This is a genomic window from Rhizobium sp. BK399 (assembly GCF_014194695.1).
In the GTDB taxonomy this organism is placed as follows: domain Bacteria; phylum Pseudomonadota; class Alphaproteobacteria; order Rhizobiales; family Rhizobiaceae; genus Rhizobium.
On sequence record NZ_JACIAH010000013.1, the window covers coordinates 91,428 to 114,185 of the forward strand.

At 57.8% G+C, this 22,758-nt stretch carries 19 protein-coding genes; 6 read left to right on the forward strand and 13 right to left on the reverse strand.

From position 1 onward, the window contains the following. Window positions 1-22: 22 nt before the first annotated feature. From FHT97_RS22975 to htpX, 3 genes are all read right to left on the reverse strand, one after another. Window positions 23-1,687: a heparinase II/III family protein gene (locus FHT97_RS22975; protein ID WP_183864376.1), complete on the reverse strand. Its 1,665-nt coding sequence runs from the start codon at window positions 1,685-1,687 to the stop codon at window positions 23-25. Between the two features lie 110 nt (window positions 1,688-1,797). Further along, a complete protein-coding gene (locus FHT97_RS22980; protein WP_183864377.1) occupies window positions 1,798-3,192 on the reverse strand; it encodes an RsmB/NOP family class I SAM-dependent RNA methyltransferase in 1,395 nt (464 codons plus the stop codon). Next, window positions 3,183-4,145, reverse strand: coding sequence for a zinc metalloprotease HtpX (htpX, locus tag FHT97_RS22985; RefSeq protein ID WP_183864378.1), 963 nt, complete (start codon window positions 4,143-4,145; stop codon window positions 3,183-3,185). The genes FHT97_RS22980 and htpX overlap by 10 nt, the downstream gene beginning before the upstream one ends. Window positions 4,146-4,268: 123 nt before the next feature. Here htpX and FHT97_RS22990 point away from each other — a divergent pair, with 123 nt between their 5' ends. Both FHT97_RS22990 and FHT97_RS22995 read left to right on the forward strand, forming a co-directional pair. Next, window positions 4,269-4,493 (forward strand): DUF1674 domain-containing protein, encoded by a 225-nt coding sequence (locus FHT97_RS22990; protein ID WP_183755320.1) that lies wholly within the window; start codon window positions 4,269-4,271, stop codon window positions 4,491-4,493. 48 nt (window positions 4,494-4,541) lie between these two features. Then, window positions 4,542-4,991 (forward strand): thermonuclease family protein, encoded by a 450-nt coding sequence (locus tag FHT97_RS22995; protein ID WP_183864379.1) that lies wholly within the window; start codon window positions 4,542-4,544, stop codon window positions 4,989-4,991. 33 nt (window positions 4,992-5,024) lie between these two features. Here FHT97_RS22995 and acs read toward each other — a convergent pair whose 3' ends face one another. After that, window positions 5,025-6,980, reverse strand: a complete 1,956-nt coding sequence (gene acs, locus FHT97_RS23000; RefSeq protein WP_183754920.1) for an acetate--CoA ligase — start codon at window positions 6,978-6,980, stop codon at window positions 5,025-5,027. A gap of 222 nt (window positions 6,981-7,202) precedes the next feature. Here acs and FHT97_RS23005 point away from each other — a divergent pair, with 222 nt between their 5' ends. Continuing rightward, on the forward strand, window positions 7,203-7,901 hold the full coding sequence (locus FHT97_RS23005; RefSeq protein ID WP_016556837.1) for a DUF1013 domain-containing protein: 699 nt from the start codon (window positions 7,203-7,205) through the stop codon (window positions 7,899-7,901). 56 nt (window positions 7,902-7,957) lie between these two features. Here the strand turns inward: FHT97_RS23005 and FHT97_RS23010 are convergent, their stop codons facing one another. Both FHT97_RS23010 and FHT97_RS23015 read right to left on the reverse strand, forming a co-directional pair. Further along, window positions 7,958-9,868 carry a propionyl-CoA synthetase gene (locus FHT97_RS23010; RefSeq protein ID WP_183864380.1) on the reverse strand — a complete coding sequence of 637 codons (1,911 nt, stop codon included), beginning with the start codon at window positions 9,866-9,868 and terminating at the stop codon, window positions 7,958-7,960. Between the two features lie 82 nt (window positions 9,869-9,950). Beyond that, window positions 9,951-10,610 carry a YggS family pyridoxal phosphate-dependent enzyme gene (locus FHT97_RS23015; protein WP_183864381.1) on the reverse strand — a complete coding sequence of 220 codons (660 nt, stop codon included), beginning with the start codon at window positions 10,608-10,610 and terminating at the stop codon, window positions 9,951-9,953. Window positions 10,611-10,808: 198 nt separating this feature from the next. Here FHT97_RS23015 and leuS point away from each other — a divergent pair, with 198 nt between their 5' ends. From leuS to holA, 3 genes are read left to right on the forward strand one after another with little or no spacing between them, the layout of a single operon-like run. Next, window positions 10,809-13,439 (forward strand): leucine--tRNA ligase, encoded by a 2,631-nt coding sequence (gene leuS, locus FHT97_RS23020; RefSeq protein WP_183864382.1) that lies wholly within the window; start codon window positions 10,809-10,811, stop codon window positions 13,437-13,439. Further along, window positions 13,429-13,950, forward strand: a complete 522-nt coding sequence (gene lptE, locus FHT97_RS23025; RefSeq protein WP_183864383.1) for an LPS assembly lipoprotein LptE — start codon at window positions 13,429-13,431, stop codon at window positions 13,948-13,950. The genes leuS and lptE overlap by 11 nt, the downstream gene beginning before the upstream one ends. 11 nt (window positions 13,951-13,961) lie before the next feature. Further along, entirely contained in the window at window positions 13,962-14,996 is a 1,035-nt protein-coding gene (gene holA, locus FHT97_RS23030; protein ID WP_183864384.1) for a DNA polymerase III subunit delta, read from the forward strand. A 4-nt stretch (window positions 14,997-15,000) separates the two neighbouring features. Here the strand turns inward: holA and FHT97_RS23035 are convergent, their stop codons facing one another. The 7 genes from FHT97_RS23035 to hemJ all read right to left on the reverse strand — a co-directional run bounded on the left by FHT97_RS23035 (window position 15,001) and on the right by hemJ (window position 22,758). Beyond that, window positions 15,001-15,885 (reverse strand): ParB/RepB/Spo0J family partition protein, encoded by an 885-nt coding sequence (locus FHT97_RS23035; protein ID WP_183864385.1) that lies wholly within the window; start codon window positions 15,883-15,885, stop codon window positions 15,001-15,003. A 26-nt stretch (window positions 15,886-15,911) separates the two neighbouring features. Continuing rightward, window positions 15,912-16,706, reverse strand: a complete 795-nt coding sequence (locus tag FHT97_RS23040; protein WP_183754906.1) for a ParA family protein — start codon at window positions 16,704-16,706, stop codon at window positions 15,912-15,914. 17 nt (window positions 16,707-16,723) lie between these two features. Next, a complete protein-coding gene (gene rsmG / locus FHT97_RS23045; protein WP_183864386.1) occupies window positions 16,724-17,341 on the reverse strand; it encodes a 16S rRNA (guanine(527)-N(7))-methyltransferase RsmG in 618 nt (205 codons plus the stop codon). A 31-nt stretch (window positions 17,342-17,372) separates the two neighbouring features. Beyond that, window positions 17,373-19,247, reverse strand: a complete 1,875-nt coding sequence (gene mnmG, locus FHT97_RS23050; RefSeq protein WP_183864387.1) for a tRNA uridine-5-carboxymethylaminomethyl(34) synthesis enzyme MnmG — start codon at window positions 19,245-19,247, stop codon at window positions 17,373-17,375. A gap of 108 nt (window positions 19,248-19,355) precedes the next feature. Continuing rightward, window positions 19,356-20,669: a tRNA uridine-5-carboxymethylaminomethyl(34) synthesis GTPase MnmE gene (mnmE, locus tag FHT97_RS23055; RefSeq protein WP_183864388.1), complete on the reverse strand. Its 1,314-nt coding sequence runs from the start codon at window positions 20,667-20,669 to the stop codon at window positions 19,356-19,358. 96 nt (window positions 20,670-20,765) lie between these two features. After that, on the reverse strand, window positions 20,766-22,031 hold the full coding sequence (gene rho / locus FHT97_RS23060; protein ID WP_183754898.1) for a transcription termination factor Rho: 1,266 nt from the start codon (window positions 22,029-22,031) through the stop codon (window positions 20,766-20,768). 190 nt (window positions 22,032-22,221) lie between these two features. After that, on the reverse strand, window positions 22,222-22,758 hold the full coding sequence (gene hemJ / locus FHT97_RS23065) for a protoporphyrinogen oxidase HemJ (protein WP_183864389.1): 537 nt from the start codon (window positions 22,756-22,758) through the stop codon (window positions 22,222-22,224).

Genomic DNA, 22,758 nt, shown 5'->3' on the forward strand with positions numbered 1-22,758 from the left:
TTTGCCGCCGCGGAAACACTCGCTAGCCCTTGCGCGATAAAAACCAGCGTATTTCCGGCCGCTCGGGATAGGAGAAGGCGATCTCGATCTGGTCGGAACCGCAAATGCCCGAAGCATCCGCAAAGAAAACGTCCTCGCCGATGACGATCTCGTTGCCGGGCGACGAGAACAGCCATGTTTCTCCATCGGGCGCCGTCATCATCACCGACTCTTTGTCGAACTGCTTCAGATTGATGGATGGGTGAGCATGGAAGCGCGCCACCGCACGCACGGCCTCATCGACCTTGCCTTCCGGCGCAACCAACCGATCACAGCCCGTAACGATCAATCCCGTGGCGTTCAGGGTCAGCTCTCGCTCATGCAGAACACCGAAGGCGTTGAGGTAGCCGTCATGGCTTGCCTTGATCACGTCGCGGCCGTCATCGGCGAGCACGCGATCCACATTCAGGCTTTTCACGCCGTCAGTGATAACGTTTGCGACGAAGTCGGAGGACGCAAAACGGCTGGAAGAAGTGTCGTTGACGGTCACCGTGCTATGCGCAGCCGTCGTTCGAGCGATCTGCACGTAGCGCTTGCCGGCAAACTTCGGCGATCCGGAATTGACGATAAAGCGGTGACGTCCGGACGACATCTCAAACGACAGGCAACCCGCATGCGCCGTGCGCGACAGACTGCCGGCCGGCGGCAATCCTGTATCAGCAATGACCACCGTTCTACCTGAGGCTAACCGTTGATAACGTGAATGGGGCATCGCCTTGAAGGGATCACCCGCAGTCTCGTCGTACCGAAGCAACGACATCAATTCCGTCGCGAGCGTCGACGTTGCGCCGTTAAAAAGCGCAAGGTCGCCATCCTGGTGCCGGAAAAACCGCAGCGCTGGGTACATGCGATCGATGCCGGAAATCAGCTTCTGCGGCAAATCATGCCCGAGATTGACATAGGTTTGCCGGAGCGGAAGAAGATCCAAGAGCAATTCCAGGCCGACGCGCGGATTGCGCGAGACATGCCCGCCATCCGGTAGAATCTGGCTGTCGAACTCCTGGTCCAGTGCATCAGCAGCGCGCCGAAGGGCACCTGCGCGCGTCGGCATGGCAATAGAGGCCATTGCAAGGGCAATGCGCAATCGAAAGCGAACCTCGCCGGGTGGCGCGTACTTTGCCATGCGGCGCAGAAATCGCACTTGGAAGGCTAGCGAGCGCAGGAAGCGGCGATAGAAGCCGCGATCGGCGTTATGGAGAACGACAGGCGAATGCGAGAGCCAGGAAATAACACGCTGCGCGGTAACATCGATCTCCCAGGCGATACCTTCGATGCGGCCGCCATGCAGCGACAGCCAATTGTTGACGATGGACCGGGCAACGCTCGAATGCAGGTCGCTCTTCTTGGTCCGCATGTGGCGGAGCCAGCCAAAACTATGAAGCCGCAGGGCGAATGATCGGGATGGGAGACTGAAATTGAAGGGCGACTTGCCACCGGTTTCGAGGAGCCGACCGGCGAGCGGGAAGCGACCGTTCAAAATCTCGTCGGCCACATGCGGATCGACCGCGCGCAGGTCGGTGGGAGCGACGATCAACCGCTCCGGGGCGTGAACGGTATGGCGGAAGAGACGCAGCCGCAGGATTGCTCCGCGGCACAGCGTGCGCCGCCAAGCCTCTCCCACGTAAAGAGTCGAGAACCCGGACCACATGTTTATTGTCTATTGACCCGCGTCGTTAAGAATAAGTGAATAAGCCCGGAATCAGTGACACTTACGTATCAAATTATGACAGGTGCTCAACTATGCCAGTTGCCTTTCAATCAGGCAACACGGCGCATCATGACGGCGTAGAAACCGTCAAGTCCGCTGGCAAAACCGGAGGGAGCTTCGAGCATGTCGGGTGTGGTGCGGAATTCTCCGAGGGCATTGATGGCAGATTCCAGGCCCGGCCACTGCTGGGCATCAATGGCGACACGCTCAAGCATCGGTGTGTCGGAAAGTACGCGCGCGATTACCTCTTCGCCCTCGGCCGGATCAAGCGAGCAATTGGAAAAGACGATCGTCCCGCCCGGCTTCAACAAGGTTATCGCGTGTCGCAGCAGGCGTTCCTGAAGACTTGCAAGTTTCGCTATGTCATCCGGTCCCTTGGCCCAGAGAACATCGGGATGGCGACGCGTCGTTCCCGTCGATGAGCAGGGCGCATCGAGCAGTATGGCGTCGAAAAGCTCCGTCGGCTCGTATTTGGTGAGGTCGCTGGCAACAGTCTCGGCATTCAATCCAAGCCGATCGAGATTCCCTCGCAGTCGCTTGATGCGGTTTTCGGACTGTTCGACCGCAGTAACGTTGCCTCCGGCAAGGATGAGCTGGGCTGTCTTACCGCCGGGAGCTGCGCATAAATCGGCAACGCGCTTGCCCGCCAAGTCGCCAAACAATTGGGCGGGAATGCTGGCTGCTGCGTCCTGAACCCACCACGCGCCTTCCGCAAATCCTTCCAGTGAGGGGACGCCACCCTCGAAGGCAGCCAGCCGAACACCACCGGTCGGCAGCACGAGGCCGCCCAGACGTTCCGCCCATCCCTGCGCGTCATCCTTGACCGTAAGATCGATAGCCGCCGGCTCCAGCTGCGAGTCAGAGATCGATCGCGCCCTTTCCTTGCCGTAGGCCTTCTCAAGCCGGTCGAGAAACCATTCCGGCATTACTGGAATGGAGTTGATCTCGGCAAAGATCTGGTCTTTCTCGCCTCCAAGACGGCGCAGAACGGCATTCACCAGCTTTGCAAAACGGCGATTCCGGGGGTCCTGATTTGATTGCTCGACGGCGAGGTCGACCGCAGCGTGATCCGGCACATCAAGGTAGAGAATTTGCGCGGCGGCAATCGCAAGAACGTGATGCAGGGCCCGCGCGCCTTCCGGAAGGGGTGACTCAAGCAAGCCGGCGATTGCGGCGTCGATCCGCGGCAAATGGCGCAGCGTCGCATTGAGAATGGCGCGAACGAGGGCTCGGTCACCCTCATTGAGAGCCTTATACGCCGGATTGCCATGTTCATTGTCCAAGGCACCGTCAAGCGAAAGCTTCCGGTCGACGACGGCCGCCAGGATCTTGGCCGCGGCAGCGCGAACCTGCAATCCGGGCTTTGCCGGAGCAGCGACAGAGCCCGAATTGGAAGACTTTGGTTTGCGAAATGGCTTTTTCTTGCCGTCAGAATTCAAGACCACGGACCTTTTGGCGGTTGTGAACCACCGCGATCAATACCGGTATTCGGAACCGAACGCGATTTGCGCATCGGATTATCAGCGCGAACCGGCGGCGTCGAGATATTCATGCCACCGCGCGCCATTTCCTGCAGCGCTGCGATCCGGTTTTCCGTGTTCGGGTGCGTGGAGAACAGATTATCCATCCCAGCACCGGTCAGCGGATTGATGATGAACATGTGGGCGGTTGCCGGATTGCGCTCGGCATCGTAGTTCGGCACCTGCGAGGCGCCACGTGCGATCTTGCCAAGTGCCGATGCAAGCCACAGCGGATTACCACAAATCTCTGCACCACGGCGATCGGCCGAGTATTCGCGCGTCCGGCTGATGGCCATCTGCACCATCATTGCAGCAAGCGGCGCGACGATCATCGCCAGCAACACCCCTACGAAACCGAGCGGATTGTTGTTGTTTTCTCGGTTGCCACTGAAGAAAAACGCAAAATTTCCCAGCATGGAAATCGCGCCGGCAAGCGTCGCCGTGATGGTCATCGTCAAGGTGTCGCGATTCTGCACGTGCGCCAGTTCGTGCGCCATCACGCCGGCGACTTCCTGGGGCGTCAACGCACTCAGTAGCCCAGTGGACGCGGCAACGGCAGCGTTTTCCGGATTACGACCTGTCGCGAAGGCGTTTGGTTGTGGGCTGTCGTAGAGGTAGACCTTCGGCATCGGCAAGCCAGCATTGCGCGCCAAATCCCTTATGATCGTGAAAAACTCCGGCGCATTGCGCTCGTCGATCTCCTGGGCGTGATAAGCCGACAGCACCATCCGGTCGGAATTCCAGTAGGAAAAGAAGTTCATTCCGGCGGCGATCACGAACGCGATCATCATGCCGCCACGCCCGCCAATTAGGAAGCCGACGGCCATGAACAATGCGGTCATGAAGGCGAGCAACATGGCTGTACGGACAAGATTCATCGCTATCTCCAAAGTGCCCCTGAGCGGACCGCATAAAACCAGAGGGTTTCAATTGCGGCGCTGGCGCTCTATGATTTGGTCATTCACCAGCCATTTTCAATGTTTTTCAGGCGGAATCGCATGATGCAGCCAGCAGACAACGACAACGACGAAACCCTGGCGACTGAGGCTGCCGAGGCTCCTCGGAAGTTGCTATCACCGGCTGCCAAGCGCGCGCTTGCCGAGGCCGAAGAGCGGCGCCGAAACGAGAAGCCGGTAGAAATGCCTGCAGAGATAGGTGGCCGCGGCGGCGCAGATCCCTCGCGCTTTGGAGATTGGGAAATCAATGGCAGGGCGATCGATTTCTAAGTAAATATTCCTATTGACTTTCACTCATGATCGGAATTTATTCCTTTTATGAGAAAGATTGCTCCCCTCGTTGCGCTTGCCCTTGTTGCGACCCCTGTAACGGCCGTTGCTCGCGACGAAATAGAAGGGCCTGTTTCGGCGGAAATCCTGAGGGTGATCGATGGCGACACGCTGCTGGTCGAAGCGCGTCCTTGGCCGCAGCAGACAATGGAAGTGTATGTCCGGATCCGCGGAATCGACGCGCCCGAAATGCACTCTAGCTGCGCTGAAACAAGACGCGCGGGGATCGACGCGCGCCATGCCCTCGAAACCCTGACATCGGGATCATCGGAAATCCAGCTGACGCAGATCGCGGGCGACAAGTATTTCGGCCGCATCCTGGCGAACGTCACCCTTTCAGATGGCAGGAATCCGGCTCAAGACATGCTGGAAGACGGGATCGTGCGGGCCTACAACGGCGGCCGAAAACCGCGAGAAACCTGCGGCGCAGAGAATTGAAGCCGCCCCGATCGCTCGGAGCGGCTTCCTTCTTTATGCGGTCGCCTTGTTCTGGCGGTTGGCGATGAGGTCATCGACTACTGCCGGATCGGCAAGCGTCGAGGTATCGCCGAGAGAGCCGAAGTCATCTTCGGCGATCTTGCGCAGGATACGGCGCATGATCTTGCCCGAACGCGTTTTTGGAAGACCCGGGGCAAACTGTATCTTGTCGGGTGCAGCGATCGGGCCGATTTCGCTGCGGACATGCTTGACCAGTTGCTGGCGCAAATCGTCCGAACCTTCGTTGCCGGCCATCAGCGTGACGTAGCAATAGATGCCCTGACCCTTGATCGGATGCGGGTAGCCCACGACAGCCGCCTCCGAGACAAGGTTGTGCGAAACGAGCGCGGATTCGACTTCGGCGGTACCGAGGCGGTGGCCTGAAACATTCAGCACGTCATCGACGCGACCGGTGATCCAGTAGTAGCCGTCCTCATCCCGTCGGCAGCCGTCGCCGGTGAAGTACTTGCCCTTGTAGGTCGAGAAGTATGTCTGGATGAAGCGCTCGTGATCGCCGTAGACGGTCCGCATCTGACCCGGCCAGCTATCGGTAATGCAGAGGTTTCCGTCGGCGGCACCCTCGAGTACATTGCCTTCATTATCGACCAGCTGCGGCTTCACGCCGAAGAACGGCATCGTCGCGGACCCCGGCTTCAGGTCGGTCGCGCCCGGAAGCGGCGTGATCATGTGACCGCCCGTTTCCGTCTGCCACCAGGTATCGATGACAGGGCAACGCTTGTCGCCAACGACATTGTAATACCATTCCCACGCTTCCGGATTGATCGGCTCGCCGACTGTTCCGAGCAGACGCAGGCTAGAGCGCGACGAGCGGGTGACGAAGTGATCGCCAGCCCCCATCAGCGACCGGATCGCCGTCGGCGCCGTGTAGAAGATGTTGACCTTGTGCTTGTCGATAACCTCCCAGAACCGACCCTGGTCCGGAAAGTTCGGCACCCCCTCGAACATCAGCGTCGTCGCGCAGTTCGCAAGCGGACCGTAGACGATGTAGGAATGACCGGTGACCCAGCCGACGTCGGCGGTGCACCAGTAGATATCGCCCGGATGGTAGTCGAAGACATACTCATGGGTCATTGCCGCGTAGACGAGATAGCCACCGGTCGTATGCAATACGCCCTTTGGCTTTCCCGTCGAGCCGGAAGTGTAAAGGATGAATAGCGGATCCTCCGCCCTCATCTTCACCGGCGGGCACTCCGGCTTAACCGTGGCGATTTCCTGATGGTACCAGAGGTCGCGGCCCGGCGCCCAGCCGGTCTTGCCGCCGGTACGGCGCACCACGAGCACCTTGTCGACGATGACATGTTGGCGGGCGGCAATGTGAATGGCCGTGTCGGTATTGTCCTTCAGCGGAACAGGTTTGCCGCCGCGGACGCCTTCGTCGCAGGTGACCACGAAGGTGGATTCGCAATCGACGATACGCCCGGCCAGTGCTTCCGGAGAGAAGCCACCGAACACCACCGAATGGACTGCGCCGATGCGTGCGCAGGCGAGCATCGCGTAGGCCGCCTCCGGGATCATCGGCATGTAGATCGTGACGCGATCTCCCTTCTTGACGCCGTGCTTCTTCATCACGTTCGCCATCCGGCAAACATGCTCGTAAAGCTCGTTGTAAGTGATCTTCTTGTCGACGTACGGGTTGTCGCCCTCGAAGATGATTGCCGTCTGATTACCGTTGGTCTTCAGGTGCCGATCGATGCAGTTGTAGGAAACGTTCGTCTGCCCGTCCTCGAACCACTTGATCGAGACCCTGCCAGTAAAGGACGTGTTCTTGACCTTCGTGTAAGGCTTGAACCAATCGATCCGCTTGCCATGCTTGCCCCAGAATTTGTCAGGGTTCTCGACGCTTTCCTCGTACCATTGTTCGTACTTGGCTCTATCGATAAGCGCATGGTTCTTCACCGGTTTTTGCACCGGGTAGATCTTTTCGGACATGGAACTCCTCCTCACTCGGACACCGGACGGAACGAAGCAGTCCGGCTTGGCTCTAGGCATTCATAGCAGGTCGCATTTGCCCGGCAATTAGACAAAGGTCATTTCATTCGTGATCAATTGCAATTCTGCGTCACTGCGGTTATATAGCGCCATATTTCCCGGACATAGTGGTGACAATCCACGGACCGCGACACCGGCGCGGACGACAGAAGGACTATATCCATGGCTCAACAATTGCTCATGCCGAAGGCGACTGCCATCTGGCTCGTCGACAACACAGCCCTGTCATTCGACCAGATCGCTCAGTTTTGCAGACTGCATCCGCTCGAAGTGAAGGCAATTGCCGATGGCGAAGCTGCGCAAGGCATCAAGGGTCTCGATCCCATAGCAACCGGTCAGCTTTCACGCGACGAAATCGCCCGCGCGGAAAAGAATCCGGCGCATAAGCTGAAGCTCTCCGAGCCCAAGGTTCGCGTTCCCGAATCCAAACGTCGCGGTCCGCGCTACACACCGGTTTCGAAGCGCCAGGATCGTCCGAACGCCATTCTCTGGCTGGTGCGCAACCATCCGGAACTGAAGGATGCGCAGATTTCACGGCTGGTCGGTACCACAAAATCGACAATCGAACAGATTCGCGAGCGCACACACTGGAACTCCGCAAATCTCGCGCCGATGGACCCGGTGACACTCGGTCTCTGCAGCCAAATCGATCTCGACATGGAAGTCGAGAAGGCAGCAAAGGGTCGTCCGCTGCCGACGGCGGCCGAGCTTGGCGCGACCCTGCAGTCGGCGCATGAAACTGAACGTCTGACGAGCCATGATCGCGAAGAGGAGAAGGAAATCGACGCCGATGCCGTCTTCGCAAAACTCAAGTCGCTGAAGTCCTCTCCGAAGGATGAGGACGAAGACGATCAGTACTGATTGTTTTGATGAATGATTTAGAAGGCCCTGCGTAGCGGGGCCTTTTTACTTTGTATCTACATCGGCAGCGAGCCGAAGCCGCGCTTGCGCAACGCTTCACCGATCTCCTCGAGAATTGCCGGGTCGTCGATCGTCGCCGGCATTTTCCACGGCACGCCATCGGCAATCTTCTGGATCGTGCCGCGCAGGATCTTGCCAGAGCGGGTCTTGGGAAGGCGGTCGACGGTTATCGCCGTTTTGAAAGCAGCCACCGGGCCGATCGTTTCCCGGATGAGCTGAACGACCTCCGATTCGATCGCCGATGTTTCCCGTGAAACATTCTTTTTGAGGACAAGGAAACCGCAGGGCACCTGCCCCTTCAACTGGTCGGCAATTCCGACCACCGCGCATTCGGCGACATCCGGATGCGTGGCACAAACTTCTTCCATGGCCCCCGTCGACAGACGGTGACCGGCACAATTGATGATGTCGTCCGTGCGAGACATGATGAAGAGGTAGCCATCCTCATCCACATACCCGGCATCCGCCGTTTTGTAATAGCCAGGAAATTCGGCCAGATAGGCTGAGTGAAAGCGCGCATCCGCATTCCACAAAGTGGGCAGACAACCTGGGGGCAGGGGGAGCTGGACAACCACATTGCCAAGTATCCCCGGCGCAACCGGGTGGCCGGCGTCATCGAGAACGTGGATGCTGTATCCGGGCATGGGTACCGATGGGGAGCCATGCTTTACCGGCAACACCTCAAGGCCGAGCGGATTCGCCACCATCGGCCATCCGGTTTCGGTCTGCCACCAATGATCGATCACAGGAACATCGAGCATACGCTCGGCCCACTTCAATGTCTCCGGATCGGCGCGCTCTCCCGCCAGAAACAGGGCCCTGAAATTCGGCATGGAATACGCCTTGAGGTGAACACCCTCGCTATCTTCGCGGCGAATGGCGCGGAAGGCGGTGGGGGCGGTGAAGAGAACGCGAACGTCATGCTCCGAAGCGATCCGCCAGAAGGCGCCGGCATCGGGTGTGCCCACCGGCTTTCCTTCAAAGATCACGCTGGTGGCGCCTGCCAGCAGCGGCGCATAGACGATGTAGGAATGCCCGACAACCCAACCGATATCGGAGGCAGCCCAGAAGACTTCACCCTGCCGGATGCCGAAGATGTTCCGCATCGACCAGTTAAGGGCGACCATGTGACCACCGTTGTCGCGCACAACGCCCTTAGGCTGGCCCGTCGTGCCCGATGTGTAGAGAATATAGAGTTCGTCCGTAGCGCCGAGGGAAACGCATTCCACCTTCACTCCACGGTTTCTCGCAACAGCAGCCTCGAAATCCTCATCACGACCATCGACCAAATCTGCCGCAAGCTGCGGTCTTTGCAGGACAAGACAATGCGCTGGTTTTGACTTGGCGATGGCAATCGCTTGATCCACCAAAGGCTTGTAGGGTACCACCCGCCCCGGCTCGAGCCCACAACTTGCGGTCACGATTAGTTTCGCTCCCGAATCGTCAATGCGCGCGGCAAGCTCGTTTGCGGCAAAGCCACCAAACACGACGGAATGAACAGCGCCGATGCGCGCGCATGCAAGCATGGAGAAGACTGCTTGCGGCACCATCGGCATGTAGATGATAACGCGGTCGCCCTTGCCAATCCCCCGTTCGCGCAGCGTCGCGGCGATGGCACTCACTTCGGCGAGAACTTCGCCGTAGGTAAAGATGGTCTTCGCACCGCTGATGGGGCTGTCGTAGATGAATGCGGTGTCGCCGCCGCGACCTGCCCGAACATGGCGATCCAAGCAATTATAGCAAGTATTGGTTTCGCCCCCGGGGAACCAACGGCCATATGGACCGCCCTCCCGTGAAAACGTCAGTTCCGGCTCTTTGAACCAGTCAATTTGCGCCGCCGCCTCCTGCCAGAAGGCCTCGGGATCGTCCTTCCATCTGGCATAGGTTCGCTGATAGCCACCCTGCATCTGCTCCTCCCCAGGATATGCAAGTTACCTTAGCAATCTAGGAGAGGCTGGGCAGGAGAGGAAGCCCGACGAAAGCAGCGTATCAGCGGGCGCCGAAAATCGCGGACCCCACGCGGACGCTGGTCGCCCCAAAGGCGATCGCCGTTTCATAGTCCCCGGACATTCCCATCGATAATTTCTCGACGCCGCAAGCCTTCGCGAGCTGCGCCAGCAAAGCGAAATGCGGGCCCGGATTTTCGTCAGCGGGCGGAATGCACATCAATCCCTCAATGGTGAGGCCGAGCTCGTCGCGGCAAAAACCGATAAACTGCATCGTCTCTTTGGGTGCGATTCCTGCTTTCTGCGGCTCAAGCCCGGTATTCACCTGAACGTAGAGGCGGGGGGTCTTCGCCTGGCGCTTCATCTCATCGGCAAGTACGCGGGCAATTTTCTCGCGATCAACAGTTTCGATGACATCAAACAGCGCCACTGCTTCCGCTGCCTTGTTCGACTGCAGGGGTCCGATGAGATGAAGTTCGATGCCGGGTATTTCAGCTTTCAGGTCAGGCCATTTTCCCTGACTTTCCTGGACCCGGTTCTCTCCGAATATTCGCTGCCCAGCCTCGAGCGCTGGGCGAATCGCGTCTGCGTCGAATGTCTTCGAGACGGCAACCAGCTGGACCGACCCATCCGGTCGTCTGCCTTGCAGCTCGGCTGCAGCAATACGCGAGCGTACATCGTTCAATCGCTCTTCTAGTTCCATCGTTCGCCTCGAGATGTCGCGTGAGAAGATGGCCATGCACTAAACGCCCGGGCTGTGCTTGCCAAGGCCCACATGCTTGAAATCGTGGCCGGAAGACCGAGATCCGGCGCCTACGGCGCCCACAAAACTTGACGCTACCGCGGTTTCATGGTGAAGGTCACCACCAACTTCCCCTGATTTTCTGGAAATACGAATACCATGGCTACCGAACGTTATAACCCGCGCGATGCCGAACCTCGCTGGCAGCAGAAATGGAACGAGGCGAAGGTCTTCGAGACCGACAACAGCGATCCGCGCGAGAAGTATTACGTCCTCGAGATGTTTCCGTATCCGTCCGGTCGCATCCACATGGGCCATGTGCGGAACTACGCGATGGGCGATGTCGTCGCCCGCTACAAGCGCGCTCGCGGCTACAATGTCCTGCATCCCATGGGCTGGGACGCTTTTGGCATGCCGGCTGAAAACGCGGCGATGGAGCGAGGCGTCCATCCCGCGTCCTGGACCTATCAGAATATTGCCTCCATGAAGTCCCAGTTGAAAGCGATGGGCCTGTCGTTGGACTGGAGCCGCGAATTCGCAACCTGCGACGTCGCCTACTACCAGCACCAACAGCATCTCTTCCTGGATTTCCTAGAGAAGGGGCTCGTGTATCGCAAGCAGTCGAAGGTCAATTGGGACCCGGTCGACAACACGGTTCTCGCCAACGAGCAAGTGATCGACGGCCGAGGCTGGCGTTCAGGTGCGCTGGTCGAGCAACGAGAATTGACGCAGTGGTTCTTCAAGATCACCGACTTCAGTCAGGATCTGCTTGACGCGCTGGACACGCTTGATCAGTGGCCTGAAAAGGTCCGGCTCATGCAGAAGAATTGGATCGGCCGATCCGAGGGCATGATGCTGCGCTGGGAGATCGTCCAGCCGACAGCTCCGACCGGAGAAACCGAGATCGAAGTCTATACGACTCGACCAGACACTTTGTTTGGCGCTTCGTTCCTGGCCATAGCGGCCGACCATCCGCTGGCGAAGGATGCCGCGGCGAAAAATCCGGCTATCGATGCTTTCTGCGAGGAATGCCGTCGTGCCGGCACCTCGCTCGCGGCACTGGAAACCGCGGAGAAGAAGGGCATCGATACCGGGATTCGGGTAAGGCATCCGCTTGATCCCTCATGGGAACTACCTGTCTTTGTCGCGAACTTCGTTCTTATGGACTATGGCACTGGAGCGATTTTTGGTTGCCCGTCCGGCGATCAGCGCGACCTCGATTTCGCACGCAAGTACGGTCTGCCCGTTGTTCCGGTTGTTATGCCGGTGGATAGCGATGCCGCGACGTTCAGTGTCGGTGACGTTGCCTATGACGGTGATGGCGTGATGATCAATTCGCGTTTCCTGGATGGCAAGAACACAACTGAAGCATTCGAGATCGTGGCCGACCGCCTGTCATCTATGACGCTCGGGAATGCTCCTCAAGGGGAGCGCAAGGTGAACTTCCGCCTGCGCGATTGGGGCATTTCACGCCAGCGCTATTGGGGCTGCCCGATACCGGTCATCCATTGCGATGACTGTGGCGTCGTTCCCGTTCCGAAGAAGGATCTGCCGGTAAAGTTGCCTGAGGACGTTACCTTCGATCAGCCCGGCAATCCGCTCGACCGTCATCCGACGTGGCGGCATGTCGGCTGCCCGCAGTGCGGCAAGGATGCGCGGCGTGAAACCGACACGATGGATACCTTTGTCGATTCGAGCTGGTATTTCACGCGCTTCACCGCCCCCTGGGAGGACAAGCCGACCGACGTCAGCGCTGCCAATCGATGGCTCCCGGTCGATCAATATATTGGCGGCATCGAGCACGCCATCCTGCATCTGCTCTACTCGCGTTTCTTCACCCGGGCGATGCGCGAGACGGGTCACGTCGACGCCAGGGAGCCGTTCAAGGGTCTCTTTACGCAGGGTATGGTCGTGCACGAAACATACAGCCGCGGCTCGGGAATGAGCCGCGAGTGGGTCGCGCCCGCCGACATTCGCATTGAAGAGCTCGACGGCAAACGCCGCGCCTATCACCTCTCCGGCGGGGAAGAAATCGCGATCGGGTCGATCGAGAAGATGTCGAAGTCGAAGAAGAATGTCGTTGATCCGGACGATATCATCGCGTCTTATGGCGCCGACACTGCACGCTTCTTCGTCCTCTCGGACTCGCCGCCGGAACGGGATGTCATCTGGTCGGAAGCGGGCGTCGAGGGCGCTCACCGATTTACCCAGCGGTTGTGGCGACTGATCGCCGAAGCCGCGGACGCTCTGAAGAATGTGGCTGCGACTCCGGCTAAGGATGGCGAAGGTCAAGCGATCTCGCAAATCGCTCACAAGACACTCAAGGCCGTTGAAAACGATTATGATCGTCTCTGGTTCAACAAGGCTGTCGCGCGGATCTACGAACTGGTCAATGCGCTTGCATCGCCTCTGACCAAAGTTGCTGCCGGCGAGGGCGATTTGGCCTATCGCGCCGCCGTACGTGACGCTGCGCAGATCCTTATCCAGCTGGTAGCGCCGATGATGCCCCACCTGGCCGAGGAATGCTGGGCAGCGCTCGGCAACGATGGTTTGCTGGCACACACCGATTGGCCGCATTACGATGCCGCCCTCGTCGTTGAAAACGATGTGGTTTTGCCAGTTCAAATCAACGGTAAGAAGCGCGCCGAATTGACAATTTCACGCGACGCAGATCAGAATGCCGTCACCGAGGCCGTACTAGCATTGGACGACGTTAAGAGGGCTCTGAGCGGTCAGACGCCCAAGAAGATCATTGTGGTTCCGCAAAGGATTGTGAACATTGTCGTTTGATATCGCTTTTAAGCTGGTACGTGGCACCGGTATTGCCGCAATCCTTGCGTCCACGGCCTTTCTCGCATCCTGCCAAGTTAGGCCCCTTTATTCCGAAAGCTCAGGCGTAGCCGGCAAGCTCTCGTCTGTTGGCTTCTCCGAAGCGACCAGCCGTGTCGGGCAGGAGGTTCGCAACCGGCTGATCTTTATCGCGGGGCGCGGGGCCGGCGAGCCTGAGAACCCCGACTACAAGGTGGAATTGAGCGTGCGGTCGAACATCATTAGCACATTGCTCGTCGCGTCGTCGGATGAGTCGCTGGCTGGCCGTGCAACGGTTAGCGTCGACTATACCCTGAAGTCGACGAAGGACGGCCATGTTATAAAGGCTGGCAACCGCTATGCGACCGCCCTGCTTGATTTTCCGGGTCAGGAGTTTGCGAAGCAGCGCGCCATTCGTGATGCCGAAAATCGTGCCGCGCGGCAGGCAGCCGAGTTCGTTGGTGCAGATATTGCGGCTGCGCTCGGCCGCTGAGGAGCCGGAGCGTGGTGGAAATCAAATCGCACGAATTTGAAGGCTTTCTTGAGCGATCCGCCCGCAACTACCGCCTGTTCGTCATCTACGGACCAGACCGCGGCCTCGTCTCTGAGCGTGCGACACTGCTCGCGGGCAAGACCAGAGTTTCGCTTGACGATCCCTTCTCCCTGATAAAGCTCGACATCTCCGATTTGCAGCGGGATCAAGGCCGTCTTCTGGACGAGGCAGGGGCGATCGGCCTCTTCGGCGGGGACAAACTTATCTGGATACGCGGAGCGGCGAACGAGAAATATCTGGTCGACTCTCTCCAGGCTTTGTCAATCAACATGCCCGAAGCCACGTACGTGATCGTCGAAGCTGGGGATCTGAAGAAAGGATCCCTACTGCGAAAGGCAACCGAAGCGGCGCGCAATTTGGTGGCAATCCCCTGTTACGCGGATGACACCCGTGCGCTAAACAGCCTGATAGACAGCGAACTCTCCAGCGCTGGAATCGGCATCACGCCGGCTGGACGGCAAGCTTTGCTGGAACTCATTGGGGGAGATCGTATTGCCTCGCGCAATGAACTGCGAAAGCTCGCACTCTATTGCCGCGGAAAACCGACGATCGAAGAACACCACGTTACAGAGATCATTGGCGACGCTAGCGCAATATCGGTAGATGATGCGGTCGATGCGGTGCTGAACGGCAATCCAGCAAGTTTTCTGCACGCGATGCAGAAGATCATATCCTCCAAGACCGCTGTGTTCCTTGTTGTTCAGGCCTGCCTAAAGCAATTTCAACTGCTTGACGCGATGAAGACGGAGATGGACGAGAAGCGATTGCCGGCTGCGCAGGTCATGCAGACGTTAGGCCGCCATCTTCACTTTCGACGAAAGCCAATCATCGAACAGGCACTCCGAACCTGGTCCGCTGAGGCCTTGGCGCGGGAGGCAAATCGCCTGCAGGCTGCAATTCTACAAACCCGCAAGCGCGCAGCCCTGGAAGACAGCATCGCTCTCCAAACGCTGCTCTCAACGACATTACAGTCGGCACGTCGATAACTGCTTAGCGACGCTCCAAAAGTCTGCAGATTTCTTCTAATTGTTCCAATGACTTATAGGAAATTCGAATTTGTCCTCCGCTCGCTTTGTGATTGATCATCACATCGAGGCCGAGTGCATCCGACAATGTCCGCTCTAATGCGAGCGTGTCCGAATCCTTCTGATCCTTCTGGTGCCCTGGAGCCCTTGGCTCGGATTGTGCCTTAATATCGTTCTGAGCCAGTCGTTCAGCGTCGCGCACTGACATGCCCTTTGCGACGATCGTACGGGCGAGGGCGGTCGGGTCAGAGGTCGGCACCAAGGCTCGGGCGTGGCCGGCCGAGAGGCTGCCCGCAGCCAACAGATCGCGAACCGGCTCCGGTAACTTCAGGAGACGCAGCGAGTTCGCAACATGACTACGGCTCTTGCCGATAATTTCGCCGAGATCATTCTGCGTATAACCATATTCCGCCATCAGCTGATCATAGCCTAGCGCCTCTTCCAGCGGATTGAGGTCGGAGCGCTGCACGTTCTCAACAATCGCGATCTCGAGCGCGGTTTTATCATCGACGTCGCGCACGATCACGGGGATTTCTACGAGACCGGCCAGTTGCGCCGCCCGCCACCGTCTTTCGCCGGCGATGATCTCGAACTGATTGCTTGCAAGCGTGCGAACTACGACCGGCTGGACAATGCCGTGTTGGCGGATAGAACTCGCGAGTTCATGCAGTTGGCCATCATCAAAGAAGCGCCGAGGGTTGCGCGGGTTCCGGCTGACGAATTCGATCGGAACCATACGATCGGCGCTGACTCCCGGCTTTGCAGTATCAACCGGAATCGGCTGGTCCATCTCGCCAATCAATGCAGCTAAGCCGCGACCAAGTCTTCTCTTCGAGACATCATCGTTCATGAATAACTCGCCATTCTTTCTTCAAATCACGCGGCGAGACGTTGGCGCTCGCGCTGGATAACCTCGGATGCCAACTGGAGATACGCCTGGCTCCCCGCACACTTCAGATCATACAGAATTGCCGGCTTTCCATAGGACGGCGCTTCCGAAACGCGTACATTTCGCGGAATCAACGTATGGTAGACTTTTTCTCCGAGATGGGTGCGCACATCGTTAACAACCTGTTGCGCCAGATTGTTGCGAGAATCGAACATTGTCAGCACGATGCCTTGGATGTCGAGGTTGGGGTTAACGGTACGTCGAACCTGATCGACAGTCTCCAGGAGCTGACTAAGACCCTCGAGGGCGAAAAACTCGCATTGCAGCGGCACAAGCACTGAATGCGCCGCAGCCATCGCGTTCATCGTCAGGAGGTTAAAGGAGGGTGGGCAATCGACAAGAATATAGGAGAAGCGGAAAGCATCCTCTTTGGCGAGAGCCTTCTTCAGCTTGAAGACGCGATCATTTTGGCTCGCGATCTCCATTTCGACACCGAGCAAATCCATTGTCGAAGGCACTATATAGAGGTTGGGTACTGCAGTCTCCTGCGCCACCTCCTCCACAGAGCAATCGCCCAAAAGCAAGTCATAGGAAGATAGCCGGCGATGCTTCCGGTCAATACCGAGGCCGGTGCTGGCGTTGCCTTGGGGATCGAGGTCAACAATCAAAACCCGCTCGCCGATCGCAGCCAGGGCCGTCGCCAGGTTGATGGCAGTCGTGGTCTTACCAACGCCGCCTTTCTGATTTGCAATGGTGATTATACGATTTCGTTCGCCAGCCATAGCCAAAGCCCGATCTGTTAAGCCAAGCGTCGAATGTTGAAGATTTCCAGAACCACGGAATCCTCCTCGACAGCGCTCTTATGTTCTAACAGATCGAATCGCCACTCACCACGCGCTTTCTCGATCTCGGCACGGTAATCCCGTCCTTTGTGGAAATAAGCACGAAGATCCGCATTCTTCTGCGACCATGGCTCGACATAGGTCAGGAGCTTTGTGAGGTCTGCAAGCGCCCGAGCAGAGACAAAATCGCAGTTCTCGATAGTCGGCGGAGCGTCTTCGATTCGTTCGATGTGTATGGACCCTCGAGCACCGGTCTCGCGAAGTGCTGTGCGGAGAAACGCAGCCTTCTTGCGGTTACTCTCGACCAAATGAACCCATCCACCACCCAGTTCGGCAAGCATAATAGCCGTTACAACGCCAGGGAAGCCACCGCCGCTACCGAGGTCAACCCACGTGAGAGGCGACGATTGGATCTGAAAGACCTGTGCGGAGTCAGCAATATGTCGGTTCCACGCGTCATTTAGCGTGGATGGCGCAGTGAGATTGATAGCCTTTGCCCACTTTTGGAAAAGGCCCACGAAATGTTCAAGGCGCTCCTGTGTTTCACGTGAAACACGCCGACCGTTTAGGTGCATGATAGGACTCTCGTAAATTGCAATAGGCGCCTCAGCCTGATGCCGCGGCGCTAAAGACACCACGTCTCAAGTGAACGAGCAACAAGGAGATGGCGGCTGGCGTCATGCCGTCGATCTTAGCGGCCTGCGCGACGTTGTATGGGCGCGTATTGTGCAACTTAGACTTTAACTCGTTGGATAGACCGGCGAGGACGCTGAAGTCAAAGTCGCCCGGTATCGTCAGGTCCTCATCACGCTTCACGTGCGCGATATCAGCTGATTGCCGCTGCATGTAGACTGCATAGCCCGCCTCTATCTCCAGGGCATCAGCCACCCGACTGTCAATACGCGACAGCTCAGGCCAAATCTGCCGAAGATCCTGCAAGCTAAAATCGGGATACGACAGAAGATCGTAAGCTGAGCGGCGCTGGCCATCCTGATTCAACTTGAGTCCAAAGCGGCCGGCCTCGTTTGGGGTCACTGACAGTGCCTTAAGGTGCGAGCGGCCTCGCTCCAACGCGTCACTATAGGCTTGAAAGCGATCACGGCGGCGGGATGAAGCACTCCCGATCTGAATAGCCAACGGCGTGAGGCGAACATCTGCGTTGTCTGCCCGCAGCGACAAACGATACTCGGCACGGGACGTAAACATCCGATATGGCTCAGCAACACCGCGAGATGTTAGGTCATCGACCATCACCCCGATGTACGAATCAGTGCGACTAAAGAGAACCTCGCTCTGGCCGCCAGCCAGGCGGGCGGCATTGATACCGGCGACGAGACCCTGAGCTGCCGCTTCCTCATAGCCCGTTGTACCGTTGATTTGCCCAGCCAGAAACAATCCAGGCATCTTCTTGACTTCCAGCGACGGCTTCAGTTCTCGAGGATCCACATGATCGTATTCGATCGCGTAACCCGGCTGCAGAATCTGAACGCGCTCAAGACCGGGAATCGTTCGAATGAATGTGTCCTGGATCTCGGCAGGCAGTGAGGTCGAGATTCCATTGGGATAGACCGTCTTGTCGTCGAGACCCTCAGGCTCAAGAAAAACCTGATGTCCGTCGCGTTCGCCGAACTTCACCAGCTTGTCCTCGATTGACGGACAGTAGCGCGGGCCGACTCCCTCAATCTGACCCGAGTACATTGCGGATCGCCTGAGATTCTCAACGATGATCCGATGTGTTGCCTCGGTGGTACGTGTCACGCCACATTCGATCTGCGGGTTCACGATCTGATCTGTCATGAACGAGAACGGGACGGGCTCGTCATCAGCACCCTGTCGGCCAACACTCTGCCAATCGATGGTAGTGCCATCCAGGCGCGCCGGGGTACCGGTCTTGAGGCGTCCAAGCCCCAGACCTAGGCTCAGAAGCGTATGAGAGAGGCCGAGCGACGGTTCCTCACCAACGCGACCAGCCGGTATCTTCTTGTCGCCGATGTGAATAAGACCGCGTAGGAAAGTTCCGGTGGTTAACACCACAGAGCCGCAGGAAAGAATCCGGCTATCTTTCATGACAACAGCTGCAACACGATTTTCTACTATCGTCAGATCGAACGCATCACCTTCGACGACGGTAAGATTTTCGACGCTTTCGATTTCCGCGAGCATCGCTTCTCGATACAGCTTGCGATCGGCTTGGGTGCGCGGGCCGCGAACCGCGGGCCCCTTCTTCCGGTTCAACATACGAAACTGAATACCGGCGGCGTCAGCCACCCGTCCCATCAGCCCATCCATGGCGTCGATCTCTCGAACCAGGTGGCCTTTACCAAGTCCGCCAATTGCCGGATTGCACGACATGATACCGATCGTGTCGCGGCGATGCGTGACCAGCGCCGTCTTGGCACCAAGACGCGCAGCGGCAGCAGCGGCTTCGCATCCGGCATGTCCGCCGCCGATGACGATGACATCGAACCGTGAGGTGTTCATTCTTCGAGCTCCTGAGATTGTCCGGTGATGATCGAAGTGTTGCAGCGAGTCAAGGCGTTTCACGTGAAACCGCTCCGCGGCGGCACCGATTCGGATGTTTCACGTGAATCATTTTCCGATGCAGAACTCTCCGAAGATCACGTCGAGCAAGTTCTCCACGTCGACACGTCCCGTGACGCGCCCCAGTGCATCACTGGCCGCTCTTAGGTCTTCCGCTCGCAGATCCAACCCTCGCGTGGGGTTTAGTAACGACGTCTCCAAAGCAGAGAGTGATTTCGCCAGCGAATCTTTGTGACGCGTCCGACTCGGGATAGCCATCGACTGCGGATGCACTTTGGCTCTTAGACGCTCGACAATCAGGGCGCGCAGCCTTTCCAGGCCGGTTCCGTCCGCCGCCGAGATGACGAGATCATAGTCATTCATACTCTTACGGGGCAAGTCGCTTTTGGCGCCGACCAGCAACGCACCCTCAGGGTACGTGTTCGTTGCGGTATCTACCGACATATCCTCGACAAAGATCAAGAGGTCGGCTTCGGCAATCGCTTTCTCGGCCCGTCGGATACCCTCGCGTTCAACTCTCTCCGCTGCGGCGCGAAGGCCCGCCGTGTCGTAAAGTTTGACCAGGTAGCCGTCCATGTTCAGATCAACGTGCAGTACGTCCCTTGTTGTCCCGGCGATATCGGTGACAATCGCAACGTCGCGCTTAGCCAAGGCGTTCATCAGGCTCGACTTACCGGCATTCGGTCTGCCGGCGATAACAACCTTGAAACCGTCTCGGATAATCTCACCAGCCTCGAGCTGTAGGAGATGCTCGCGCATTTCTGTGACCAGCCTCGCCACGTCAGCCCATACTTGATCCGATACGGAACCCGGCACATCCTCCTCGTCCGGAAAATCAAGCTCTGCTTCGATTAGGGCGCGAGCGCGCGTCAGCCGATCCGCCCATCCGTTGTAGACCGATGAAAGGCCGCCCGAGCTCTGCTCGACAGCCAGCCGCCGCTGCATCTCCGTTTCGGCTGCAATCAAATCTGCCAGGCCCTCGACTTCGATTAGATCCAGCTTGCCATTTTCGAAGGCGCGCCGCGAAAATTCTCCTGGCGCCGCTGGTCGTAGATTCTCGAATTCCGCAAGTTCCCGATGTAAAGCATCAACCACGGCGCGGCCGCCGTGGAGATGTATCTCCGCGACGCTTTCGCCCGTGAAAGAATGCGGCGCCGGGAAATATAGAACGAGCGCGGTGTCAATCACCAGACCATTACGAGTCCGAATCGACCTCAGTGCTGCTTGTCTAGCCGGGGGCGGCGCGCCAATCAGTGAGGCCAGAACCGTAGGGACATCAGCGCCGCTGATTCGAACCACCGCGAGTCCCGCAGGGACGGCACCGCTCGACAGCGCGAATATTGTGTCCATGTTGGGCAGCATTTTCCTTCTCCAGTGCAAGGCTGAAGATAACAGGTGTATAAAAAGAAAAAACCGGCCACGCTGTGACCGGTTTACCTTGGTGAATCCGGCTAAGGATCAGGTGTTCATGGAGTCGAAGAAGTCCGGATTATTCTTCGTTTGCTTCAACTTGTCGATCAAGAATTCGATTGCGTCCGTCGTGCCCATCGGCGCAAGGATACGCCGCAGCACGAAGATCTTCTGCAGGTCCTGGCGCGGTACCAACAAGTCTTCCTTACGTGTTCCGGACTTCAGGATGTCCATCGCCGGGAAGATACGCTTGTCGGCGACCTTGCGGTCGAGGACGATTTCCGAGTTACCGGTGCCCTTGAATTCTTCGAAGATAACTTCGTCCATGCGGCTACCCGTATCGATGAGAGCTGTGGCGATGATCGTGAGCGATCCGCCCTCTTCAATATTGCGGGCCGCGCCGAAGAAACGCTTGGGGCGCTGCAGGGCGTTAGCATCGACACCACCGGTAAGAACCTTACCGGAAGAGGGTACGACAGTGTTATAGGCGCGACCGAGACGCGTGATCGAATCAAGCAGGATGACAACGTCGCGGCCATGCTCAACGAGGCGCTTGGCCTTTTCGATGACCATCTCCGCCACCTGAACGTGGCGCACGGCCGGTTCGTCGAAGGTTGACGAAATGACTTCCCCGCGAACGGAGCGTTGCATGTCTGTCACTTCCTCGGGACGCTCGTCGATGAGGAGAACGATGAGATAGCACTCGGGATGATTCGCCGTAATTGAATGAGCGATATTCTGGAGAAGGACGGTCTTACCGGTGCGCGGCGGCGCGACGATCAGTCCGCGTTGCCCCTTGCCCAGCGGCGCAACAAGGTCAATGACGCGCGGCGAAAGATCCTTGGAGGTGGGAACCTCCAGCTCCATCCTGAAACGTTCATTGGGGTAGAGCGGTGTCAGGTTATCGAAATGCACCTTGTGACGAATCTTTTCGGGATCGTCGAAATTGATTGTGTTGACCTTCAACAGTGCGAAGTAGCGCTCGCCTTCCTTCGGTCCACGGATCGGGCCTTCAACGGTGTCGCCAGTCTTCAGCGAGAAGCGGCGAATTTGGGAGGGCGAGATATAGATATCGTCGGGACCCGGAAGATAGTTGGCGTTGGCGGACCGCAGGAAGCCGAAACCATCCTGGAGAACCTCAACAACACCTTCGCCGATAATCTCCACATCCTGGCTGGCAAGCACCTTCAGGATCGCAAACATCAGTTCCTGCTTGCGCATGGTGCTTGCATTTTCGACCTCGAGCGATTCGGCAAACGCCAGCAGATCCGTCGGGGACTTACTCTTAAGTTCTTGAAGCTTCATTTCAGCCATGAAGTGACCATTACTCTTAAATTCTGGGGGGAAGGCGATGTCGAGGCTGTAACCGGTCCTGCGAAGAGATCGCAGACGATCAAACTTTACATACATGCCACAAGGATGAGGTGGAGGGAAAATAGCGAGTAAGGTTCACCGCCGCAAGGGGGCTGCTTAAAATCAAGCAAATTTAACCGACAACGTCTCTTTAGAACGGTTTGACGACGACGAGGATAACAATCCCGATCATCAATAGGGTCGGCGCCTCGTTCATGAAACGCCAATAGCGTGCAGACCGGCGGTTTTCATCACGCTCAAACGCCTTGACGGCGCTTGAGAAGAAGACGTGCACGGCTGTCAGAAGCACGACGAGACCGATCTTTGCATGCAACCATCCTCCCTGGAAGTCGTAGACCGACCAGGCAAGATAGAGGCCAAGAATCCAGGTCAGCATCATTGCCGGGTTCATGATCACCTTCAGAAGACGGCGCTCCATGACCTTGAAGGTTTCCGACTGGGTTGAACCCGGCTCGGCATCGGTATGATAGATGAAGAGGCGCGGCATGTAGAAGAGGCCAGCCATCCACGAAATCACCGCTATGATATGAAGCGCCTTGATCCAAAGGTAGAGATCATCCGGATTCCAGAGAAATAACCCCACAGCCAGAAGTGCAAAGAACAGGATCGCGAAATGCGCCCGGCGACGTGCGTAGGCGCCAGGTTTCTCATCGGTCTGCTTCTCCAT

What these genes read in the sequence shown, in the direction of transcription:
- FHT97_RS22975 (WP_183864376.1), bottom strand. Translation starts at nt 1,687, where the DNA reads ATGTGGTCCGGGTTCTCGACTCTTTACGTGGGAGAGGCTTGGCGGCGC.
- mnmG (WP_183864387.1), bottom strand. Translation starts at nt 19,247, where the DNA reads ATGAACACCTCACGGTTCGATGTCATCGTCATCGGCGGCGGACATGCC.
- hemJ (WP_183864389.1), bottom strand. Translation starts at nt 22,758, where the DNA reads ATGGAGAAGCAGACCGATGAGAAACCTGGCGCCTACGCACGTCGCCGG.
- mnmE (WP_183864388.1), bottom strand. Translation starts at nt 20,669, where the DNA reads ATGCTGCCCAACATGGACACAATATTCGCGCTGTCGAGCGGTGCCGTC.
- FHT97_RS23010 (WP_183864380.1), bottom strand. Translation starts at nt 9,868, where the DNA reads ATGCAGGGTGGCTATCAGCGAACCTATGCCAGATGGAAGGACGATCCC.
- htpX (WP_183864378.1), bottom strand. Translation starts at nt 4,145, where the DNA reads ATGAATCTTGTCCGTACAGCCATGTTGCTCGCCTTCATGACCGCATTG.
- FHT97_RS23035 (WP_183864385.1), bottom strand. Translation starts at nt 15,885, where the DNA reads ATGAACGATGATGTCTCGAAGAGAAGACTTGGTCGCGGCTTAGCTGCA.
- FHT97_RS23040 (WP_183754906.1), bottom strand. Translation starts at nt 16,706, where the DNA reads ATGGCTGGCGAACGAAATCGTATAATCACCATTGCAAATCAGAAAGGC.
- rsmG (WP_183864386.1), bottom strand. Translation starts at nt 17,341, where the DNA reads ATGCACCTAAACGGTCGGCGTGTTTCACGTGAAACACAGGAGCGCCTT.
- FHT97_RS22995 (WP_183864379.1), top strand. Translation starts at nt 4,542, where the DNA reads ATGAGAAAGATTGCTCCCCTCGTTGCGCTTGCCCTTGTTGCGACCCCT.
- acs (WP_183754920.1), bottom strand. Translation starts at nt 6,980, where the DNA reads ATGTCCGAAAAGATCTACCCGGTGCAAAAACCGGTGAAGAACCATGCG.
- FHT97_RS22990 (WP_183755320.1), top strand. Translation starts at nt 4,269, where the DNA reads ATGCAGCCAGCAGACAACGACAACGACGAAACCCTGGCGACTGAGGCT.
- FHT97_RS23015 (WP_183864381.1), bottom strand. Translation starts at nt 10,610, where the DNA reads ATGGAACTAGAAGAGCGATTGAACGATGTACGCTCGCGTATTGCTGCA.
- FHT97_RS23005 (WP_016556837.1), top strand. Translation starts at nt 7,203, where the DNA reads ATGGCTCAACAATTGCTCATGCCGAAGGCGACTGCCATCTGGCTCGTC.
- leuS (WP_183864382.1), top strand. Translation starts at nt 10,809, where the DNA reads ATGGCTACCGAACGTTATAACCCGCGCGATGCCGAACCTCGCTGGCAG.
- rho (WP_183754898.1), bottom strand. Translation starts at nt 22,031, where the DNA reads ATGGCTGAAATGAAGCTTCAAGAACTTAAGAGTAAGTCCCCGACGGAT.